The organism is Alistipes sp. AM16-43 (assembly GCF_003435745.1).
GTDB classification, from domain to species: Bacteria; Bacteroidota; Bacteroidia; order Bacteroidales; family Rikenellaceae; genus Alistipes; species Alistipes onderdonkii.
The window spans coordinates 622099-641869 of the sequence record NZ_QTUQ01000002.1 but is presented as its reverse complement, the minus strand read 5'-3'; the positions used below and the strand labels follow the sequence as shown (position 1 = coordinate 641869).

At 62.6% G+C, this 19771-nt stretch carries 13 protein-coding genes; 4 read left to right on the top strand and 9 right to left on the bottom strand.

Annotated elements, in window-relative coordinates; genetic code table 11:
- Positions 1-149: 149 nt before the first annotated feature.
- The 3 genes from DW189_RS05825 (at position 150) to DW189_RS05815 (ending at position 4400) form a co-directional block, all read left to right on the top strand.
- Positions 150-2471 carry a family 20 glycosylhydrolase gene (locus tag DW189_RS05825; protein ID WP_162851423.1) on the top strand — a complete coding sequence of 774 codons (2322 nt, stop codon included), beginning with the start codon at positions 150-152 and terminating at the stop codon, positions 2469-2471.
- Between the two features lie 188 nt (positions 2472-2659).
- Positions 2660-3871 (top strand): S-adenosylmethionine:tRNA ribosyltransferase-isomerase, encoded by a 1212-nt coding sequence (locus DW189_RS05820; protein WP_117507170.1) that lies wholly within the window; start codon positions 2660-2662, stop codon positions 3869-3871.
- A gap of 55 nt (positions 3872-3926) precedes the next feature.
- Positions 3927-4400, top strand: coding sequence for a YbaK/EbsC family protein (locus tag DW189_RS05815; RefSeq protein ID WP_055210718.1), 474 nt, complete (start codon positions 3927-3929; stop codon positions 4398-4400).
- 101 nt (positions 4401-4501) lie between these two features.
- Here DW189_RS05815 and DW189_RS05810 read toward each other — a convergent pair whose 3' ends face one another.
- On the bottom strand, positions 4502-5002 hold the full coding sequence (locus tag DW189_RS05810; protein ID WP_055204206.1) for a DMP19 family protein: 501 nt from the start codon (positions 5000-5002) through the stop codon (positions 4502-4504).
- A gap of 54 nt (positions 5003-5056) precedes the next feature.
- Positions 5057-6241: a sodium:proton antiporter gene (locus DW189_RS05805; protein WP_117507169.1), complete on the bottom strand. Its 1185-nt coding sequence runs from the start codon at positions 6239-6241 to the stop codon at positions 5057-5059.
- Positions 6242-6437: 196 nt separating this feature from the next.
- Between DW189_RS05805 and eno the strand changes: the two genes are divergently transcribed.
- Positions 6438-7739: a phosphopyruvate hydratase gene (gene eno, locus DW189_RS05800; RefSeq protein WP_022331817.1), complete on the top strand. Its 1302-nt coding sequence runs from the start codon at positions 6438-6440 to the stop codon at positions 7737-7739.
- Positions 7740-7966: 227 nt separating this feature from the next.
- On the opposite strand, the gene DW189_RS05795 is transcribed toward eno, so the two are convergent.
- The 7 genes from DW189_RS05795 to DW189_RS05765 form a co-directional block, all read right to left on the bottom strand.
- Positions 7967-8953: a DUF4961 domain-containing protein gene (locus tag DW189_RS05795; protein WP_117507168.1), complete on the bottom strand. Its 987-nt coding sequence runs from the start codon at positions 8951-8953 to the stop codon at positions 7967-7969.
- A 12-nt stretch (positions 8954-8965) separates the two neighbouring features.
- Complete coding sequence (locus tag DW189_RS05790) at positions 8966-9460, bottom strand: hypothetical protein (RefSeq protein WP_117507167.1); 495 nt, start codon at positions 9458-9460, stop codon at positions 8966-8968.
- A 192-nt stretch (positions 9461-9652) separates the two neighbouring features.
- Positions 9653-12370 carry an alpha-L-rhamnosidase gene (locus tag DW189_RS05785; RefSeq protein ID WP_117507166.1) on the bottom strand — a complete coding sequence of 906 codons (2718 nt, stop codon included), beginning with the start codon at positions 12368-12370 and terminating at the stop codon, positions 9653-9655.
- A 26-nt stretch (positions 12371-12396) separates the two neighbouring features.
- Positions 12397-15282, bottom strand: a complete 2886-nt coding sequence (locus DW189_RS05780) for a discoidin domain-containing protein (protein WP_117507165.1) — start codon at positions 15280-15282, stop codon at positions 12397-12399.
- Positions 15283-15354: 72 nt separating this feature from the next.
- Positions 15355-16737, bottom strand: coding sequence for a DUF5005 domain-containing protein (locus DW189_RS05775; RefSeq protein WP_117507164.1), 1383 nt, complete (start codon positions 16735-16737; stop codon positions 15355-15357).
- 18 nt (positions 16738-16755) lie between these two features.
- Positions 16756-17745: a BT_3987 domain-containing protein gene (locus tag DW189_RS05770; protein WP_117507163.1), complete on the bottom strand. Its 990-nt coding sequence runs from the start codon at positions 17743-17745 to the stop codon at positions 16756-16758.
- Between the two features lie 22 nt (positions 17746-17767).
- Entirely contained in the window at positions 17768-19768 is a 2001-nt protein-coding gene (locus tag DW189_RS05765; RefSeq protein WP_117507162.1) for a RagB/SusD family nutrient uptake outer membrane protein, read from the bottom strand.
- Positions 19769-19771 lie beyond the last annotated feature (3 nt).

Sequence of the window (19771 nt, the reverse complement as noted above, 5' to 3'; positions counted from 1 at the left end):
CCGGTAATCGGGTCTTCCGCCGGGAAAAACCTGTGCAAAAACAGGGCGATCTCCCCGGGATGCCCGTTTCTGTCGGCTATATTTCCCTCCGCAGCGGGCCATATCCGGATTTTTTCCTACTTTTGTCACGATACAACCCTGATTATTCTATGAAAAAATTGCTACTGGCCTTTGCCGCAGGCGTGTGTCTGTCCGCCTGCGCCACCCACGATCCAAAAATTTCGATCGTACCTTATCCCAACCACCTCGAACCCGGGCACGGGACGTTCGCCGTCAAGGGCGAAGGCGTCGTGTGCGACAGCCGTGCCGACGAGCGGACGCAGCGCGCCGTGGCGGAATTCGCCGCGCAGCTGGCGAAAACCTCCGGCGGGGAGAACCCCGTGACTGTCGCCGACGAGCTTCCCGCCTCGGGCATCCGCTTCGTCCTCGACCAAACGCTGCCGGAAGAGGGGTACCGGCTCGATGTCACCCCGAAGGGCGTCGAAGTCCGTGCGTCGCGTTTCCCCGGCTTTTTCTATGCCGTGCAGAGCCTGCGGCAGATGCTGCCCGCGGCGGTTTACGGGACGGAGCCTGCGCCCGGCGAGGAGTGGGTGCTGCCGTGCGTGAGCATCGAGGATGCCCCGCGTTTCGCTTACCGGGGCATGCACCTCGACGTGGCGCGCCATTTCTTTTCGGTCGAAGAGGTGAAACGCTACCTCGACGTGATGGCGATCCACAAGCTCAACCGCTTCCACTGGCACCTGACCGACGACCAGGGGTGGCGCATCGAGATCAAAAAGTACCCCGAGCTGACGACCGTGGGCAGCATCCGCAAGAAAACCATGATCCGCAAGGAGTGGGACAACTACGACAATACGCCCTACGGCGGTTATTATACGCAGGACGAGATCCGCGACATCGTGGCGTATGCGGCCGACCGCGCCATTACGGTGATCCCCGAGATAGACCTGCCGGGCCATATGCTTTCGGCGCTGACCGCCTACCCCGAGTTGGGGTGTACGGGCGGCCCGTACGAGGTGTGGGGTCGTTGGGGCGTGGCCGACGACGTGCTGTGCCCCGGGCAGGAGAAGACTTTCGAATTCCTGGAGGACGTGCTGGACGAGGTGGTCGGCCTGTTCCCGTCGGAGCTGATCCATATCGGCGGCGACGAGTGCCCGAAGGTGCGCTGGGAGAAATGCCCCCGCTGCCAGGCGCGTATCCGCCAGTTGGGGCTCAGGGACAAGGACGGCTATACGGCCGAACACTACCTGCAGGGGTACGTGACCGACCGCATCGGGAAATACCTGGCCGAACGCGGCCGGCGCATCATCGGTTGGGACGAGATACTCGAAGGACAGGCGCCGTCGGACGCCATCGTCATGTCGTGGCGCGGCAGCGCGGGCGGCATCAAGGCCGCGAAGCTCGGCCACGACGTGATCATGACTCCCAATTCGCATTTCTATTTCGACTACTACCAGTCGCCCGACGCCGATGCCGAACCCTTCGGAATCGGGGGCTGCGTGACCATCGACAAAGTCTATTCGTTCGACCCGATGGCCGATCTGACACCCGGGCAGCAGGCGCATATCCTCGGCGTGCAGGCAAACCTCTGGACGGAGTACATCGCTTCTGACGACCACCTGGAATACATGCTCCTGCCGCGTCTGGCGGCGCTGAGCGAGGTGCAGTGGTGCCAGCCCGGGGTGAAGGACTGGGTGCGCTTCCGCGACGGGTTCCGCATGGACAGGATTTATTCGCAGATGGGGTACGCATTCGCCAAGCATATCTTCGGCATCAAGGGATCGTATGCCGTAGACCCGCAGAAGGGCGCCGTGGTGATGACCCTCACCACGCAGGGCGACGCTCCGATCCACTATACGCTCGACGGCTCGGAACCCACGGCCGCCAGCCCGCGTTACACGGGGCCGGTCGAGATCGGCAAGAGCGCCCGCTTCAGGGCGACGGCATTGCGCGAGGGCGGCGAGAACGCTTCCTATTCGCGGGAGTTCGCATTCAGCAAGTCGACAGGGCGCCCTGCGGTGCTCAATACCAAGCCCAACGACAGCTATACCTTCGAAGGGGCTTCGCTGCTGGTCGACGGTTACCACAGCCGCCCGGTCTTTACGAGCGGTGCCTGGCTGGGGTATCTGGACGAGCCGCTCGACGTGACCATCGACATGGGCGGGGAGCAGTCCTATCGGTCGGTGGAGCTGGAGACGCTCGCCGAGAAGGGCGACTGGATATTCCCGCCCTCGTCGGTTACGGTGTGGGTTTCGGATAACGGGACGGATTTTACCGAGGTGGCCTCGGTCGCGGTGCCCGAAGCGAAGGCCGGGGATGCCGACGGCATCGGGCGTTACCGGATGCAGTTTCCCGAAACGTCGGCCCGTTACCTGAAGGTGGTCGCGCAGAATGCCGCTGCGATCCCGGCCTGGCACCCGGGCGCCGGCAGCAAGGGATTCCTGTTCGTGGACGAGGTCGTGGTGGAATAGGCCCGGGCTGCTGCGGGGCGGGGGTGTCCCGCCGGCCGCGGAGCCGATTGCCTGCAGGCTGGATAAAGCTCCGGATGATTCGGACAAAGGGCCGGACGATTTCTTCGTACGGCCCTTTTCATGCCCCGGCATCCGGTTTTCGGGCGCGGGCGGTGCAGCGGATTTAAAAAATACGTACATTTGTGCCCATGATTGAACGACATATCGACATAAACCGATTCGACTACGACCTGCCCGACGGGCGGATCGCCAAATTCCCGCTTGCGGAGCGGAGCTCTTCGAAGCTGCTCGTGTACCGTGGCGGGGAGATCTCGGAGGCGCATTTCGCCGACATGGGCGACGTGCTGCCCGAGGGACAGCTGCTGGTATTCAACAACACGAAGGTGATCCGGGCGCGGATCATCATGCACAAGCCTTCGGGGGCGCGGATCGAGGTTTTCTGCCTCGAGCCCCACGACCCGGCCGACTACGAGCGGGCGTTCGCCGTCACGGGAACCTGCCAATGGTCGTGCATCGTGGGCAACCTCAAGAAATGGAAGGAGGGCTATGTGGAGATCAATTTCGAACACGAAGGCCGTCCGGAGCACCTGCGGGCATGGATTGCAGAGAACCGCGGCCGCGAACACACCGTGCGTTTCGAATGGTCGGCGGCGATGACCTTCGGACAGCTGCTCGAGTACCTCGGCCGGATTCCGATCCCGCCCTACCTGAACCGTGAGAGCGAGCAGATCGACTATACGCGCTACCAGACCGTCTATTCCAAGTTCGAGGGATCTGTGGCGGCGCCTACGGCGGGGCTGCACTTTACCCCGGAGCTGATCGGGGGGATGAAGGCGCGCGGCTTCGGGTTCGAGGAGGTGACGCTGCACGTCGGGGCGGGGACGTTCCTGCCCGTGAAGGACGAGGACGCCGCGAAGCATCCGATGCACACCGAGCATTTCGAGGTGCGGCGTGCGACCATCGTGGCGCTGCTCGCCAAGCCGGGCGCGGTCACGGCCGTGGGGACGACCTCGGTACGGACGCTCGAATCGCTTCCGGCGCTGGCGTGGCGTATCCACACGGGGGTTCCGATCGACGGCCCGGGCCCCGTGGGGCAGTGGGAGTTGTACGACATTCCGGCGGATTACACGGGGCGCGATGCGCTGGAGGAGCTGCTCGCTTATATGGATGCGAAGGGGCTCGACCGGATCAAGGCTGCGACGCAGATCATGATCGCGCCGCTGGGGTACGAGTTCCGCATCGTGCGCAACATCATCACCAATTTCCACCAGCCGAAGTCGACGCTGCTGCTGCTGGTCTCGGCATTCGCGGGCGAAGACTGGCGGCGCATTTACGACTATGCGCTCTCGCACGATTTCCGTTTCCTGAGCTACGGCGACTCGTCGGTGCTGATGCGCTGACGGGCGCAGGGCAGCGGGCGGACGGATATACGAAAACAGCAAATCGGAGAATCATATGGCAATAGAACGGGTCAGGGCTTATCTGGAACAATACGGCGCTGCGGGCAGGGTGCTGGAATTCGGCGTGTCGAGCGCCACGGTCGAGCTGGCGGCGAAGGCATTGGGGTGCGAACCCGGCCGGATCGCCAAATCCCTGTCGTTCGGCGTCGGGGAGGGGTATATCGTGATCGTGACGGCCGGCGACTGTAAGATCGACAACGCGAAATACAAGGCGAAATTCCATGCCAAGGCCCGGATGCTGACCCCGCCGGAGGTGGAGGAGCATATCGGCCATGCCGTGGGCGGAGTCTGCCCGTTCGGGGTGAACGACGGGGTAGCGGTCTATCTGGACGAATCCTTACGGAGATTCGGAACCGTCTTCCCGGCATGCGGGAGCAGCAACAGCGCCATCGAACTCACGGTCGCGGAGCTGGAACGCTATTCCCGGTGTGCGGAGTGGGTGGATGTCTGCAAAAGGATCGGGCAATAGCGCCTCAAACGTCCCTGCCGCCTTCCGTTTGCGGCGGAGCGGCGATGTAGCGATGTGGCGGTGCAGCGCCCGCGGCATTGCTGCGGTGCCTACGGGGGTGTCTATCCGACTATTGTGGCGAACAGTTCCGGGTGCCCGTCTACATAGCGGGCGAGCGTTTCGGTCACCTCCTCTTCCATCTCGCCGAACTCCTCCTCCAGTTCGTCGAACGCTTCGTACTGCTCGTACATGGCCATGAACTCCTCGTCGGTGCGCTCCCTTTCGAGGTCTTCGCGGTGGGCGTCGTAGATTTTTTTCGCGGCGTATACCAGTTTCGAGAACCGTTCCGCGCCCCACAGGCGCATTACCCTGGCGAACGGGTTGCCGAAGATGTAGGCCCCGTAACCGTTCTGGATAAGCTGGCAGAACCCGCCTTCGGTCACTTCGTCGCGGAAGATCCGATAGGCCAGCAGCGAATGCTGTTCGCCGTTGAGCCGGGAGATCGTCTCGGCCGTGGGGTCGCCGCCGAGTGCCTCGCGGTATTTGTCGGTAAAGGCCCGGAGGAACGCGTCCATCCCTTCGGCGGCAGCCGCCTGCAGGGCCGTGTCTGTAATTTCGATCAAAGTCGTCGTCGTTTTTAGTTCGTAGTATTTTCAGGGGCGTCCCCGGAGGGCGTGTTATGCTTCCGGTTCGGGGGTGTAGCTGCGCAGGGCGAGTTTCTTGACCCAGACCACGAAGCCGCCCGTGAGGATGAGGTTCAGCACCAGCGTGAGCACCGAGATGATGAGCGCCGGGCCGCCGAGGCTGTATCCGAGGGCGATGAAGATTACGCCTGCGCCCACCTCGCCGCGGGTGAACATGCCGATCGAGAGCGCCAGGCGCTCGCTGATCTTACGGTCGCGGTAGAAGAAGAGCGGCACCAGCTTGCCCAGGTTCGAAAGCACGGATACCGCCACGACATGCAGGAGGAGGGTGCCCCACGGCATCATGGGTTGCGATCCCGTGACCGAGGCGGCGGCCGCGGTGTCGGCCGGGGCGCCCGTGACGAGCGGCATGCTGAGGCCTACCAGCAGCATGAAGAGGAACGATATGCCGGTGGAGACGCGTTGCTCCGTCGGTGTGTCGATGTGCTTGTGTTTCATGAGCATACCCACGACGAAAGCCGGGAGCAGCACTTCGATATGGATGCTGTTTTCGGGGCCGTAGAGCTTCGCCGTGGCGATGTAGACCGCCTGCGTCAGGGCGCAGACCACGACGGCCAGCCCGAGGATGGTTTTCCAGTCCTGCCGTACGTTCCACCGCGCCTGCCAGCGCCAGCCGGCGGCCAGCAGCACGACGACGATGGCGATGATGGCGAACATTTGCCACCGCAGGCCGATCATCAGGATTTGCAGGGGGATCATCAGCAGGATGGTGTCCAGGTCGTCGAAAATCGCCAGCACCTGTATCTTTTTGTAGATCCAGCTTTGCTTGAGGCTCAGCGCCGCGAGCATCGTGAAGAGGATGCCGGCTGAGGTCGGGGCTGCGAAACGGCTCAGCAGCAGGTTTTCCTTCCAGGCTTCGCCGCTGCCCCACAGCGGGGGCGGCAGCAGGACGAAAATATAGTAGAGTACGATGAGTATCCAGGGCAGCGCCGCGGTGGCCATGGCGATGAAGTAGTCGGCCGTGTAGGAGCGCCAGCGGGATTTGTCGATCTCGAATTCGCGCCCCACGTTGATCATGATGAACCCCAGGCAGACGTAAAGCAGGGTGTCGGAGCAGGCTTTGAAGCTTGCGTATCCTGCACCGAGCGCCCCCGGGAGGAGTTGGGAGATGACGAGTCCCAGCATCAGGAACAAGGAAAAGGAAAGGACTTTTCGCATTAATTGATAGTTGTTTAGAGATATATGGGGTGCATTCGGGGACAAAGATAATAATTTATGGGATTCCCCCGAAACCCGAGGCGCCGTTCGTGAAAAAAATAACAATTAGGAAACCTCAATTCACAATTATTTTGTACCTTTGCGGTGCAAAAAAGGAAGTCATTATTTCAAACCATAAATTCAAACGTTTACAACTATGCAGATTGTAGAGATTCACGCAAGGGAAATCCTCGACTCGCGAGGCAATCCGACCATCGAGGTCGAAGTTCGCACCGTTTCGGGTGCATTCGGACGCGCAGCCGTTCCGAGCGGCGCATCGACGGGCGAGCACGAAGCGCTCGAGCTCCGCGACGGCGATAAGGGCCGTTACCTGGGCAAGGGCGTACTGAACGCCGTCAAGAATGTCAACGAGGTGATCGCCCCGGCCATCATCGGCATGAACGTAGCCGACCAGGTGGGTATCGACAAGGCCATGATCGCGCTCGACGGTACGCCTACCAAGTCGAAGCTCGGCGCAAACGCCATCCTCGGCGTGTCGCTGGCCGTTGCACGTGCCGCTGCCGACTATTTCGGCATGCCGCTCTACCGCTATATCGGCGGCGCGAACGCCAAGACGCTGCCCGTCCCGATGATGAACATCATCAACGGCGGTTCGCACTCGGACGCCCCGATCGCATTCCAGGAGTTCATGATCCGTCCCGTGGGTGCCCCCTCGTTCAAGGAGGCTATCCGCATGGGCGCCGAGGTGTTCCACAACCTGAAGAAGGTGCTCCACAAGCGCAACCTTTCGACGGCGGTCGGTGACGAGGGCGGTTTCGCTCCCGCGCTGAACGGTACGGAGGACGCTATCGAGTCGATCCTCGAGGCAATCAAGATGGCCGGTTACAAGCCCGGCCGCAAATGCGAAGGCGGCGATGTGTCGATCGGCATGGACTGCGCTTCGTCGGAGTTCTACGCCGACGGCGTGTACGACTACACCAAGTTCGAAGGCGAGAAGGGGGCCAAGCGCAGCTCGAAGGAGCAGGTAGAGTACCTCAAGTCGCTCGTAGCGAAATACCCCATCGACTCGATCGAGGACGGTATGTCGGAGAACGACTGGGAAGGCTGGCAGCTGCTGACTGCCGAGATCGGCGACAAATGCCAGCTCGTGGGCGACGACCTGTTCGTGACCAACGTAGATTTCCTGAAGAAGGGTATCGAGACCGGCTGCGCCAACTCGATCCTGATCAAGGTAAACCAGATCGGTACGCTGACCGAGACGCTCGACGCCATCGAGATGGCCCACCGTGCAGGTTACACGTCGGTTACGTCGCACCGTTCTGGCGAGACCGAGGATTCGACGATCGCAGACATCGCCGTGGCAACCAACTCGGGTCAGATCAAGACCGGTTCGGCATCGCGTTCGGATCGTATGGCCAAGTACAACCAGCTGCTGCGTATCGAAGAGGAGCTCGGTGACGAGGCTATCTACGGTTATACGAAGATTTACCGCAAGTAATTTGCGACGGGCGGTCGCTCGTGCCGCATGATTTTCCCCGGGTGGCATCGCCGCCCGGGGATTTTTTTGTCCCGGCAGATCGCCGTCAGGTGGGGCGGCAGGGCTGCCCTTAGGCGTGGGGACGGGGGATTCCGCCGCCGTTTTCAGGGCTGGAAACGGGCGAAGCCTGTGTCGCAAGGTGCGGCACAGGCTTCGCGTCTCTGAGGGGTGGTATCCCGGGCGGGCGGTTATTCGTCGGACTGTTCGACGAAGAACTCCTGCCCGCCGTTTTCATCGTCCTTGACGACGATGCTGCCGTCGGCATTGATGAAATAGAAGTAGAGTTCTTCGATCACGGCGTCGGACGGAAGGCCGAAGAAATCCTTCGGGTAGAGGTATTTCTCGAAACGGGAACTGATTAGTTCCATGCGGTTGCGCGGGATTGCGGCCGAGACCTCGGCCTTCTGCCCGCCGTCATGGATTGCCGTGCCGCAAAGATATACCTCCCCGGCGTCTTTCAGTGCCGTGCCCCCGTAGGAGAAGGTGATGCCGAAGACGTCGCCGTAGCGGAATACCGAGGGCGTGGTGGTAAACACCTGGTTGTAGGTTTCGATGGGCTTGAATGCCTCGGCGAAACGCTGTTCGTCGCGTTTGAGGCCGAACGTGTCGTAGCAATACGAGTAACCCAGTTCGCAGGTCAGGGGAACGGCGCCGGTCTTCATTTTGATCCTGACGTCGGCATGCACGTCGGCCGTCTCGACTTCCTGTCCGTCCACTTCGATCTTGTCATCGAATATGAATTTGGTCGATGAACGCCATACGACCCACTCCATTGCCGTCTGGGGGTCGTTGCCGCCGCGGCCGATGACGCTCATGAAGGAGTCCGCCCACGAAAGGCCGTTCTTGGGGTCTTTTTCCTCGGCGGGCATCAGGGTGAGTTGTTCGTTCACAACTTCGGGCTGGTTCTGGATCGCGTTGTAGTCCTTGGTGGTCAAATAGAGCGTGGCATTGTCGCGGAGGTTCCATGCCTTGGGGGCCAATACGGCGAATACGACCTTTCCCGAGCCGTCTTCGCCCGGCGAGACCCGGAGCTGGGCCGTCACTTCGATTTCCGAATCGGTCAGGGCCCGGCCCGGCTGGATGATGCCGTCGAATTCGAGGCAGGCGACTACGAGCAGCGGCAGCGCGGCGATGCACGCCGCGGAGAGTATTTTATGTCTGTTGAGTTTTTTCATGGTCGGATGGTATTAGAGTCTCTTGAATTTGTATTTGTATGTCAGGAGTTTGCTGTCCAGTTGGAACTGGGTCGTAAAACCGTCCGCGTCGAAGGTGGCGATGACCGTGTCCGAACCTTTGACCCGCAGCACGTTGGGGATGACGTTGCTGTCCAGCACACACTGGATGGGGCCTTCGGACAGCGCTTCGGGGAACGGTACGAAAGGGATGTCGCCGTTGTCGAACGTGACGGTGGTTGCGAGCGGCGACACGTTGAGCGTCATGCGCAGCGAAGGGAAATAGTCCAGTTTGCCGTAGATGTCGGTGCCGTTCGGATTCTCGGGCGCGCACAGCAGCACCTTGTCGAGCCGGTAGGCGACGGTATAGGTGTCGGGGTCGTCTCCTTCGGGCGGCGTGTTGTCGTCCGGTTTTTCGACCGGGATGTAGGGGAGGGTTGCCTCTTCGTCGCATCCGGAGAATGCGCATACGAAGAGCGCGGCGGTAAGGATGATTGCGTATTTTTTCATAAAATGATGGGTTTATTAGGTGTTCGGTTGAATCGGATGTTTCGGGTCGGCGGGCCGATCCGGTGTGCAACGGGGAAATTCCGGTGTCTGTTCATTGCGTCATAGGCAAAAGCGGTTTTTAGGGTTCGTTTATGGGTCGGTGGCGGTTTTTCGTATCGTCGGCTGGTTTTCGTCCGTGCGTGGCTTTTGGGGTCATTGCCCTTCGTTTTGCGGGGCGAGGCCGAAGACCAGCCGGTGGCGGCCGCTTGCGATCTTCGTCCCGGGCGATTGCGGGGCCAGCCTGCGGCCGTCGAGCCGCCCCCGGCAGGCGCCGGCGGGTGTGATCGCCGTGGCCGTGACGCCCGGGGGCAGGGTGACGTCGATCCGGAGTTCGCCGTCCGCGATCTTCCAGCCCAGGTCGATCCGGCCATAGGGGGTCTCCTTGCCGATCCGGCACCACTCGACCCCTTCGGGAATCTGAGGGTCGATGAATACATGCTCGTAGCCGGGGTGGCTGCTGTCCGTGCGCAGGCCGCCGAGGGCCTGGTAGAACCACGTGCCGATGCCGTTGTAGCAGTTGTGCACGCGGCTGCGCTCGCCGCTCCAATACTCCCAGGTGGCCGTCGCACCGTGGTCGATCATATGCAGGTAACCCGGGTAGCCGCGCTGCTTGAGCATCCGGTAGATGAATTCGGGGTTGTGCGATCTGACCGCCCAGCGGGTGATGACCGGTACGCCGACCAGTCCGCCGCCGATATGATCCTTCATCACGTCGTGCGTCGATCGGAAAAGCCGTTGTTCCACGCCGGCGCGGAGCGAATCGGGCGTGGCGCCCACCAGCATCGGGTAGGTCATGTCGAGCTGCGAGCCGGTGGCGTAGGTTTGCGTCGCCGGGTCGTAGAACCGGGCGTGGATCGTGCGGTTGAGCGCCTCGTGCCGTGCTTCGAATGCGGCCGCTTCGTCGTCGTGCCCCGTGAGCCGGGCCATCTGTGCCATCCTGGCGTAGCAGTCGCTGACAAAGCAGTTGTTTACCAGCGACACCGAAGCCTCGCTGCCCGTGTCGACCCCGTGCGGGGCGAGCCAGTCGCCGAGGAACCAGTCCCGGTAAGGCGTGTCGGGCCAGCGGGTCAGCAAGCCGTCTTTCATGTACCGTTCGACATAGCCCATCCATTCCCGCATGGCGGGGTAGTGGCGGTCGACCAGCGTCCGGTCGCCGTAGTTGAGCCACGTTTGCCAGGGGGCCATGACGATGAACCCGCACCAGTAGGGGCCGCCGCCTCCCGCACCGGCGTTGGGGGCTACGTGGGGTAGGCTGCCCCCGGGGCGCATGGCGTCGTCCCATGCCTGCACCCAGTTGCGGTAGAGCGGGGCCGCACCGCAGAGGGTTTGCAGGATCTCGGTGGAAGAGTTGCCGTCGCCGCCGTATCCGGCGCGTTCGAGGTGGGGGCAGTCGACCATGTACCCGTTGTAGGCCAGGCAGCGCAGCGTGTGCGCGATCATGTCGTGGATGGCGTTCAGGTCGCTATCCGACGAAGTGAACGTCGCCTCGGGCCGGTAGTCGGTGTGGATGGCGAGCGCCCGGAAATCCTCCCGGCGGGGCCTCTGCGCCAGTCCGCGCACCTCGGCGTAACGGAAAGCATGGTGGTTGAACTTGTTGCAGAACCGCTCCCGGCCGTCGCCGCGGGCGATGTAGGTGTCGCGCTGCCGCTGGTCGATGAGGTTGCCGTCGCCGTCCGTCTCGTCGCTGTATTCGATCTCGACGCGCGCCCCGTCCGGAAGCCCCGAGAAATGAGCCTCCAGCCAGCCGGTGACGACCTTGCCGAAGTCGATCCGCCATACGCCGGGTGCCGCCTCGTCCAGCACGCGGGCGGTCAGCCGCTCCTGGATGCGGTCGGGCTCGACCATTTGCGGCGTCGCCCGGTGCCCGGGCTTCCGGGCTGTGATTACCGGCTGCCATGCCAGCGCGTCCAGGTCGGAGGGGGACATCGAGCGCGGGTTGCGCCGGGCGTCGATCTCTTCGCCTCCGAAGTCGAGGGCGTTCCACGACCCCGTGTCGCGGTAGCCGCTCAGCGCGGCACGCCATGCGGTGTCCGTGCGGCAGGCGGTCTGCCAGGTGTTTGCGGTGCCTATGTCCAGCTGTGCCCGCACAAGCGGTTCGGTGTAGGGTTCGTCGGGCTGCCAGCGTCCGAACGTGCCGCGCTTGTACCAACCCTGCCCGAGCCAAATCACCAGCTCGTTGTCGCCTTCGAGCAGGTAGGGACTGACATCGTAGGTCACCCACAGCGAGCGTTTGTCGAGCTGCGAGAGGGCGGGGGCGAGGCAGGCGTCGCCGACTTTGCGGCCGTTGACCCATATTTCGTGGTATCCCAGCGAATTGACGTGCAGCAACGCTTCGTCTCCGCATGCCGGGAGGGTGAATGCCCGGCGCAGGAGCACGGCCGTGGCGCCCGATTCCGCGCAGCCGATGAATTCACCCGAGACGGATGCCGGGTCGGTCAGGCCGATGCCGAAGCGGGCGACGGGGGAGACGGCTTTCCGGTTGCCCTTTTCGGTGCGCGCGGTGACGCGCCACCAGCATTGCGTCCGGGCCGTCAGCGGAAGCCCCTCGTAGGCGAATCCCACCGAACGCTTCGACCGTACCCAGCCCGAGTCCCACAAGTCGGCGTCTCCGGCCAGCAGTCGCAGGCTGTCCGAGGCAACCTCGATCCGGTAGCTGCGCTGGGCATCGCCCCGGCGCCCGGAGCGGAGCTGCCACCCGAAGCGGGGTGTCGCCGTGTCGATGGCGAGCGGATCGGTCAGCCCTTCGCAGGTCAGCCGCCGCAGGCAGGGCTTCGCGCCGTGCCCGGCATTGCCGGCCGGACCGGCCGCCAGGAGGCAGGGGCCGGAAAGGAGCCCGGGCAGCAGGAGCAGGTATAGCAGGGTTCTTTTCATGGGTTCGAAATTTTGTGCTGTCGTTTTCAGCGGTTGTAAGCCTCGGCCCGAACCGTGTAGCGGTCGTCGGGAAGCAGGCTGGCATCGAATTCAAAGTCGATCTGCCGGCTTTCGCCCTGCAGGAGCGTGAAGTAGTTGTCGTCGGCCACGTAGGGCAGGATGCGCTCGCCGTCGGATCGGCGGTAGGGCTGCACGTGCACGGCGAAGGCCACCGAACGTCCGACGTTCCTGACTGTCGTGCGGATGACCTTGCGGCCGCCTGCGGCGGTCAGCTGCGAACGTACCTGCAGCTTGGCAGGGGCGAGCGTGTTGAGCGCCGTGTAGTCGCCGCGGCGGGTCGCACGCCAGTAGAAGTTGTCCGAGAGCAGGCGCCCGTCGCGGTCGGTGAGCTCCAGCCGGATGAAATGCACGGGCGAGAGTTTCGGCGCTTTCGCGTCGCGGCGGTAGACTTCCATTTCGTAGAGCGAGTAGCCCCATTGCGTGGCACGCCGGAGTCCGAGCATCCTGACGTAGCGGGCCTGCTGCAACGGCAGCGGGATCGTCTGTTCGCCGCCCTGCGCGTCCTGCGTTTCATAGACGTCGCGCCACGTGCGGCCGTCGTCCGAGAGTTGCAGTTTGTAGGCTGCGGCGTGGGCGTCCTCCCAGCGGAGCACGACTTCGGTGAAGGCGCGGCGCTCGCCCAGATCGACCTCGATCCACTGGTCGTCGTTGTACTCGCTCGCCCAGCGGCTCGAATCGTTGCCGTCGGTGAGCGCCCCGGCACCTGCGCCGTCGGGCGATGAGGAGGATGCTTTCACGGGCCGGTTGCGGGCCAGGTTGCCCTCCGAGAAATTCAGGTCGAACAGGCTGCGGGCCGTATTGGCCGCGAGCGAGACCCTGAGCTGCTGCGTGAATTGCGGCAGGAGCCGCCCGTCGAGGTCGTAGACCCGTGCCGTGGCCGTCGCTTCGAGCGGTTCGCGCGTCGTATTGACCGCCTTGACCGAATTGTCGGCATGGCTCCACTGGATATGCACCGGTTCGCACGCCTTGCGTATGCCCCAGTAGGCACCCGTCGGGTCGAGGTAATAGTCGTAGGTCTGCCATACGAGCGACGGGTAGGCCGGCTGGCTCATCCAGGTCATGATGCCCGTGGCGTCGTCCCACATGTGGTGCTGCCAGCCTTCGTACATGGCTTTGTTGACCTCCAGGTTGAGCAACTGCGCCTTGCGGCAGAAATCCTCGATCCCGTCTGCCTCGCCGTAGTTTTCGGCCACGGTCTCGAAATATTTGTCCGGGGCGGCGTTGGCCGCCGACTTGCCGAAGAAATGTTTGTCCCACATGTCGTTGCGGGGCCACCACGACTCCTCGGGCATGAATTTGCGGAAACTCTCGAGGGTCGTGAATACCGCCGTGCCGATTTCGGTGCGGAAACCCCATGCCGGGCGGCCTTTGTAACCGTAGGGCATCGGGTAGGCGGTGAAGTACCAGCCGGGGTAGAAATTGGCCCACGGCCCGCTTCCCGAAAGCCCCTGCGCATTGGATATGGACTGGTAGAGGCGGTCGCCGCCGTCGTAGTGGGCGACGTCGCCGCGCAGCCAGTCGTCGAGCGGGGCCTGCGGTACGCCTTCGTTGTCGCCGCACCAGACGGCGATCGAAGGATGGTTGCGCAGCCGCTTGATCTTCTCCACGGCGTTCTGCTGGAAGGCTCCCAGGTCGTGCGGCAGGTTGGGGTGCGAGTTGAGCCAGAAGTCGTCCCATACCATGATGCCGTGGCGGTCGCAGGCATCGTAGAACTCTTCGTCGGTCGTCGAGCCGATCCAGTTGCGGATCATGTTGAAATGCATGTGCCGGTGGAGTGCGACGCGGGTGTCGTACTCCTCGCCGCGGCAGCGGAGCAGCCATTCGCTCATGCCCCAGTTGCCGCCCTTGACATAGACCGGTTCGCCGTTGATCTTCAGGCGGAATATGCCGTCGTGCCACTCGTAGCCGTATTCGCGGATGCCGAACGTCACTGTCCGTGCGTCCGATTGCCGCCCGTCGGTTTCGAACGCCAGGCGGCAGGTGTACAACGCGGGGTCGCCCATGCCGTTGGGCCACCAGAGCTGCGGATGCTCTACGGCCAGACCGGGAACCTCGCGCTCCGTGAGCCGGATCGTCCGCCGCTCGCCCGCCTCGAGGCGGACGGGGTGCGAGAAGGCGATGCCTCCGGGGCGGATCTCGCCCCGCAGCACGCCCTCGCAGGCCTTGTCAGAGCGGTTCTCCACGTCGGTAAGGAGTTCGACCTTCGCATGTTCGCGGTCGGGAACCTTCGTGCGCACCCACGGTTCGATGAGGCGTACGTCGCCCGAGAGAGACAGGTAGACATCGTCGGTGATGCCGCTCAGCAACCCCGGGGCATAGGGCATCCAGTCCCACCCGGCGCTGGAGATATAGGTCGGGCTCCGGAAATTGGGCACGGGGTATCCCACCCATTCGACCTCGATTTCGAGGCGGTTCTCCCCGTCGGGTGCCACGAGCCGGGTGATGTCGTAGTCCCCCGGCTGCATGAAGCCGTCGAGGTGCCCCAACTGATGGCCGTTGAGGCGGACGGTACCCTTGCGGTTCACCCCTTCGAAGCGGAGCCACAGGGTGCGGCCTTCGCCGACCGGGGGCGTTGGGAAGAGCCCCGTGTAGCGGAAATTGCGGTCGTAGCGGCTCTTGTCCGTGCGGTAGGCGTTGTCGCCGAAATTGGGGTCTGCTTCCACGCCGGCCGCAACGTACGACGCGAAGACGCAGCCGGGTACGATGGCCGGGACGGCGGGCAGGGCGTCGCCTTCCGACGGCCGTACCTCCCAACGGATATGTCCGCTGCGGCTGTCGAGCGGGATGCGTTCCTGTGCGCTGACGCCGCTGGCGAGCAGCGAAAGGCAGAGTGCGAAAATTCGTTTCATCATGGCGTGCGTTTTTTTCGGACGGGGGAGGGTGCGCACTCCGCTCCGGCGGGGGAACGGAGTGCGCGCGGATCGCTATTCCTCCGTTCCCGTGCCGGAATCGTCGTCCGAGTCGTAAACGTGTTCCCAGTTATATACGCGGAAGAAGTAGGGCCGGTAGAAATCGGCGCTGCCCACGCGGTTGAAATTGTCCCAGAAGTTGGCCGGGTCGCTGTTGGTCGAGAATACCAGCTCGCCCTGGCGCGAAAGCGCCGGGTGGAGGTTGATCATGTACCAGCGCTGGTGGTAGGGGCTGCCCAGCTTGTCGAGCGTCGCGGGCAGCGTGAAGAGCAGCGTCCGGTCGGTGAAGGGGCCGTAAGGCGTCTGGCTGCGGAAGAGGTAGATGTCGCGGCCGAAGGGGAAGGCTTCCATGCACATGTAGTAGACGCCGTCTTTTTCGAAGACCCACGGCATCGAGCCCGATTCGGCCGTGATGTAGGAACGTTCCATCTCCTCGTTGCTCGGCACGGAGCTCTGCCAATGGTAGTCGCCGCTCAGGTCGCGGATGTAGTACGACCACGGGCTGCCCAGGTCGAGCGTCTCGGTGCGGGCCACCAGCACGCGTGAAACGAGGTTCACCTGTTTGGTCGTATAGAGGTAGATATGTCCCCCTTCGGTGTCTTCGAACATGGTCGAGCCGTAACCCAGGCCGTCGGATTTGAAATTGTAGTCGGTCGAGAGCACCGACATGTACTGCCCGTCGCCCGGCTCGCCTTCGAGGCTGTATTCGCGCAGGCACCCGTCGATGTTTTTCAGCGACCCGGGTTCCACGCCCGTCCAGAGCATTTGCAGGATCTTTCCGTGCGCGGGGTCGTCATATACGACGGCATCGCCGGCCCAGTAGCAGTAGTCCTGGTCGATTTCGCCTTTCTGGATCTCGGCATCGGAGAGGGAGGCTTTCGGATGGCGGATGTGGGTGCGGGCCTGGTAGTAGCGTTCGCCCGAGGGGTTATCCGTCTGCACGTAGTCGGCCAGCCACACCAGGTCGTTGTCGCTCTCCTGCCCGGAGGCGATCGTCGCCCCTTTCTGGATCATCAGGCTGTTGCGCGGGAAGCTGCAACTGCCCCGGGCGCGGGTCTTGCCGTCCACCACGCCGTAGAAACTGTCGTTGAACGACCAGAAGACATGGCCGCCGGGCAGTGCCGTGGTGAGCACGCCGTCACCGCCGTTCCAGCCCAGCGTACGGGTGAAGAGGGCATCGTATTTCTTGTCCTTGTAGACGAAGACATGGGGATCCTGCCCTCCCTCGTCGGGCATCTGTACCAAATTCCACGACGGGTCGATGGCGGGCGGAACGGGGGCCGGGGTAACTTCAGGCGCCTCGTCGTCGGGGATCGCCGGGTTGTCGAAGTCGTTGCACGCGGCCAGGGAGCCCGTACACAGGCAGAATATGCAGAATGCTATGATATTTCTTTTCATGGTTCGTTGCGATAAGGATTAGTATTGGGAGCGGGTCATCGTCTCGCGTACTTCGTGCCAGATATTCCCGCTTTCGGTGGCGAGCTGGTAACGGTAGTAGAGGTAGAACGTGCCGGTCGCAGGGTCGTAGGTAGAGTCGTTGAGCGGCGAGGCCGAGACCCGGATGGCATCCTGGCTGTCGAGATAAGGGGTTATGGAGACTCGCTGCATGGGTACGACCTCGTCCGTGATTTCGCCTTCGACGTAGACGGGGACGTTCACCCACGATTCGGGGTCGACCGTCACGCGCAGGCTGTTGTTGCGGGTCGTCACCTTGTCGTTGGCGGCCGTGGCGCCCGGGAGGATGCGCACCGAGCGCTCACCCACGGGGATGACCAGCTTCGAGGAGTTGATCGCCTGGCGCCGGGTGTTCGAGCCGAAGATGTTGTCGACGATCCAGCCGGTCTGCGTGGTGCCGGTCATGGTGTAGTAGGTGCTGCTCTTGGTCGTGGCGTAGTCGTTCCTGCGCTGGATCTCGAAAAGTACGAAATTCTTGGTGGCCGAGGGCATGCAGGCCGATACGGACTCGATGCGCAGCGGAATGAAATAGGTCTGGTCGGGGAGCAGCTCGTCGACCCTGACGTTGATCGGGAGGCTCGCCGAACAGCTGCCGGCCTCCATCTCGACGCTCATGGGGTCGATCGTATAGTATTCGGCGGGAAGCTCCATCGCGTATTCCTCGAACTTCGTGTCGAAATTGCGTTTGTTGTACTCGCCGATTGCCTCGAAGTCCAGCCCGAGTTTGACGGTGACGTTCTGGTCGAGCCCCGTCGTGCCGCTGGCATAGATGGCCAGCTCTCCCTGGAAGCCCTTCTCCCCGTATTCGAACTCCTGCCCGAGGATGTTGTTTTCGCCGCTGACAATGAATATCTCCTTGCGGTAAAGCTCCTCTTTGTAATACTCCATTTCACAGGAGCAGAGGAAGGCGGCCGCAGCGGCGAGTATCGTTATTTTGCTGAATGCTTTCATCTTCTGAATTTTTTGGAATTGACTATTTCTCCCAGCCCGGGTTCTGATCCAGGCTCGGTACTTTGCGCAGCTCGTTGCGGTGCAGCGGCATGAACATGTATTTGGACTTGAATGTCCGTTCGCGGATCGTACGGTACGAGATGACCGTCGGGGCGTAGAATCCCTCCCATTTCCCGGCTTCGACGTTCAGCCCTGTCAGCGGCTCGCGTTCCAGTTCCTCGAAAATGCCCCAGCGGCAGATGTCGTAGTAGCGGCGGTTTTCGTGGAGGAACTCGACCATGCGTTCGCGCCGGATCAGCTCGTTGAAATTGGTGGCGTCCACCAGTTCGCCGGCATCGGCGCCCGGGAGCCCGGCGCGGTAACGCACTTGGTTGAAAGCCTCGGCCATGGCGGTCAGGTCGCGCGAGTAGCTTTGGCCGTTGACCTCGTGGGTCTTCGTCAGGTTGTTCAGCGCCTCGGCGTAGGAGAGCAGGATTTCGGCGTAGCGGATCAGCGGGAAGGTCTTCTGAACCGTGCGGGCGTTGCTGCCCGTACGCGCATCGCGCGGGTGGACGTACTTGTAGCAGGTGTATCCCGTCAGGTTGTAGATGTTGGTCACGCCCGCCTGGTTTTTGCCGGCATTGGCGCCGTTGTAGTACTCGACGATCTTGTTCCGCATCTCTTCCGAGGTCGTAGACTGCATCTGCCACAGGGTGCCCGAGAAACCGATGCTCGCGTAGAACCGCGGCTCGCGGTTGTCATAGGCCTTGTAAGTGCCGCCGGGCAGGGTGTAGTTCTTCGATAGCTGCTTGTCGGCTGCGGTGACGCAGGTCTGGTCGTAGGGACGATCCTCGTAGGGGTACTCGGCGCTCGCGTTGTTGATGTCGCGGCCGTCGGCCATGCGGTAGGCGTCGACGATGCGTTGCGGGATGCTGATCGAACTGTTGCCGCCCAACTTGAGCGGGAATACGACGTCCTGCTGGTCGGTGATGTTCTGTGTCGTGCCCCAGATCAGCTCCGGATTGGTCACGTTCGTCGTTTCGCCGGTGAACATTTCCGAGTAGGAACGGAAGGGGTCGATGCCGCCCGCACCCGCAGGGAAGGGATCGGAGGGGACGTTCGAGGGCAGTGGCAGGGTGTATTCATCGGCCGGCACCGTATGCAGGCGGTAGATGCCCAGGTCAATGACGCGCTTGGCCGCGGCGGCTGCCACGGCCCACTTGCTTTCGTCGTAGGTCTGGGAGATGTAGTGCACCCCGTCGGATTTACGCTTGAAAGCCCCGAAATAACGGCGTGCGGCGGCTCCGCCATTGAAAAGCGGGCTCGCGGCCTGCAGGCGCAGGCGTGCGACCAGCGCCAGCGCGGCGCCTTTGGTCGGGCTGCCGAAGAGATCCAACGGCTGCTCGGTTTCGAGGCTTTCCGCAGCGGCTTCGAGCTCGGAGCAGATGTAATCCACGCATTCGTCGTAGGTGCTGCGCTCGGCCTGGTAATAGTCGGGCGTTTCGTTGGTGTTGAGAACCTGGTCGCCCACGAGGATCATGGGGCCCTGGTTCTGGAGTATCCAGTAGTAGGCATAAGCCCGCAGGAAACGTGCGCGTGCACGGAACTCCATTTTGTCGAAGGCGTTCATGTCGGGCACCTCGTCGATGTGGGGCAGGATGGTGTTCACCTTGCGGATGACCTTGTAGCAGTTGGGCCAGACATTGAAATTCCAGTCCCAGCCGCCCGTCTCGGTGTAGGTGATCTTGTCGGTGGTCAGCTCCGTGCCGGGGAAGGAGACGTCCAGGATGCCGTTGTAGAATGTCCCGCAACTGACGGCCTCGTCAGACCCGGTGGCGCCGGGGACGCTGCACCAGTAGTAGATGCGGCCCTCTTTGGGCAGCTGGTTCACCGCACCGTTGAAATAGCGCTCGATGTTGTATTGGCTCTCGAAGATACGCTCTTCGGAGAAGGTGTCCTCGAAGTAGTCGTCCACGTTCAGGAAGTTGCACGACGCGGTGAGCAGGCCGACCAGCGCGAGGGGTATGATGAATGATTTTTTCATGGT